This window comes from Rubritalea sp., assembly GCF_051252225.1.
In the GTDB taxonomy this organism is placed as follows: Bacteria; Verrucomicrobiota; Verrucomicrobiia; order Verrucomicrobiales; family Akkermansiaceae; genus Rubritalea.
Genome location: NZ_JBPOGE010000041.1, coordinates 1 through 2,571, shown reverse-complemented (window position 1 = coordinate 2,571; position 2,571 = coordinate 1). Strand labels below are relative to the sequence as shown.

The following is a 2,571-nucleotide window of genomic DNA, read 5'->3' as shown; positions in this document are numbered from 1 at the left end:
TCACCTTTCACTACATTCACACTTAAATCTTAATCCAAAGCTTTCTGGTCGAGTACTCGGTTGGTGTGCTTTACGTTCTACTAAATAATGACGAGCTCCTCACACATACGATACATTAACAATCATTTTGGAGATGCATCTGAATCTCAAATTTCTAAGCTAGAGCATTCAATTGGTTTCTGTTTACCCACTGATTACAAAGACTTCTTACTTCGTGAAAACGGAGGAATACCTAATGAAGAAGGTGACGAAAATTTTAAAGTCATGTTTGGGATATATGACGGCCCTAACGATTTAGAACTAAACTGGGATGACTCCCGTTCAGAGATTCCAAAACACCTTTTACCCATCGGTGAAAACCTTAACCAAGATTTCATTCTACTAGATTTGAATGATGGTTCAATCCACATTGATGGCTCAAAGCTATCCTCAGGAATCGAAGAATTTACCCGAAAATATTTTTCACCCTGCTCAGATAGTTCTGATCCTACAGACTTAATTGATGATATGAAGTTCGACATTTTAGCGAGGATGTTAGATTCAGGTGAGTTAGCCGTAGATACTGAAGCTATGGCAGGTATGTCACTCGTTCAATACTCGTCATGGCTAGGTAAAACTGAAGCTGTCGAATTCTTGGCTAAGTATAAGCCCAATACGAAAGGCGCACTTCATAGCACTCTTAAAGGTTTCACTAATCGCGTCATAATCAAGACTTTGCTAGATCTTGGCGCTGACGTGAATGAACTTAACGAGAAGGGACAGAGTGTTTTAGAGGTTGATTCCCCATGGATTAAACACATCGTAGAGCTAAAAGAACATTGCTCAGGTAATTAGCTCATAAGCTCCTGATACTCCCTGACCGAAACTACGCACATAAACTGCCTCTGTAGAACAAGACGCTGCACCCAATCCCCTCACCGCCGAGATGCGAGCCAATTTCACAATCCAAACATTAACCCAAAAACAAAGCGCGCTGAGAGTTCGGTGATTGGTGTGCTTTACGTTCTCCTAAAATGACACGCCGGTTTCTAATATTCCCACTCTTTGCCATCGCGACGTCATGTACTATTTCCAAGCCTGATCTTTCAGGAATGACAGATAGTACATACAAGGGATTAGCCATTGGTCTATCACAGAGAGATCCAGATCAAGACGCTATTCAGCTACTACAGTCTGAACACAAATACTTAGTTTATGGTCACGGAGGGCTTCTTTTACCTATTGGACTCGAAGATAAACAACCTATGTCAGAATCATACGCAGCACTTAGAAGAGCTAAATTTACTGATGACCATTTCTCAGAGCTTCCACAACTACTCCGTGACCCTAATCCTCCGATGATATATTCCGATGCAATTACTCCAGATCATTCTTTATACCTTCAGATGAGGAATTGGTATGGAACTAGATTCAACAATCGAACTCTGAAACTACAAAATTAACTTTGGAGAACAAGACGCTGCACCCAACCTCGTACCGCGGTTGAGCGCGACTCACCTTTCACTACATTCACACTTAAACCTTAATCCAAAGCTTTCTGGCCGAGTACTCGGTTGGTGTGCTTTACGTTAGGCTAAATACATGAGCTCTGAAACTACAAGCAAAGACAAATCCACTGCTTATTTGGTTCTTACCATTATCATTGCTCTGATGTTTTCGCCTCTATCAGGAGTGAACCTGAGCTCAGAATTAAAAGTTCAATTAACACATTCTCTTATTTTGAGCTCCATTCAGTGCTTGTGGGCACTTGTACTACTACTCTGCTACAAGACTAGGCATGAAAAGTATATAGCTTGGTTTGCCTGCTTGGTTGCGTTGTCCATACTTGCTTTGAGATTATACAGCTTAGCCGACTAGCCTCCAAAACTGACTTGCCTAACAAGACGCTGCACCCAACCTCGTACCGCGGTTGAGCGCGACTCACCTTTTACTACATCCAAACTTAAATCTAAATCCAAAGCTTTCTGGTCGAGTACTCGGTTGGTGTGCTTTACGTTATGCTAAATATGAAAATCCCTTCAGAAAAAGAACTCGCAGGAGAAAAACCGTATTGTTTAGACACTGAATGGATGCTCAAGAATTTTCTAGGAGTCTCAAAAAATCAAGCGATTCAACTATTTCAAAGCACGGCACCATTCGAAGATTTTACATACATGAAATGTCCAGGATTACTCTACTACTTGGATGCAGCGTTAGAATATCTACGAGGAGATGAAGTCATCGATGAAGAGTATAATTTTCCTTATGGGCTTCTTTGCTCCTTGATGTGCCAAGTAACGATTTTGAATGTCGATCAGTCTGCAATACCATTGATAAATAAAATTGTAGAATATTGTGAACAGAACACAGATAAATTTGGCTTAAACACTAATTGTGAGTACATCTCCAAAATCAAGTTGCATAACAAGACGCTGCACCCAACCTCGTACCGCGGTTGAGCGCGACTTACCTTTCACTACATTCAAACTTAAATCTTAATCCAAAGCTTTCTGGCCGAGTACTCGGTTGGTGTGCTTTACGTTAGCGTGAATCTGAAGATTTTAGGATGTAGATCCTTCAGTTTACTTGTCG

Annotated in this window: 3 protein-coding genes; all 3 read left to right on the top strand. The window is 41.0% G+C overall.

What is annotated here, in order from left to right; all coding sequences use genetic code 11:
- Positions 1–87 precede the first annotated feature (87 nt).
- The 3 genes from ACSHX2_RS15285 to ACSHX2_RS15275 all read left to right on the top strand — a co-directional run bounded on the left by ACSHX2_RS15285 (position 88) and on the right by ACSHX2_RS15275 (position 2,438).
- A complete protein-coding gene (locus ACSHX2_RS15285) occupies positions 88–834 on the top strand; it encodes an SMI1/KNR4 family protein (RefSeq protein WP_435693824.1) in 747 nt (248 codons plus the stop codon).
- A 179-nt stretch (positions 835–1,013) separates the two neighbouring features.
- Positions 1,014–1,442 carry a hypothetical protein gene (locus ACSHX2_RS15280; protein WP_435693787.1) on the top strand — a complete coding sequence of 143 codons (429 nt, stop codon included), beginning with the start codon at positions 1,014–1,016 and terminating at the stop codon, positions 1,440–1,442.
- Positions 1,443–2,006: 564 nt separating this feature from the next.
- A complete protein-coding gene (locus tag ACSHX2_RS15275; protein ID WP_435693823.1) occupies positions 2,007–2,438 on the top strand; it encodes a hypothetical protein in 432 nt (143 codons plus the stop codon).
- Positions 2,439–2,571 lie beyond the last annotated feature (133 nt).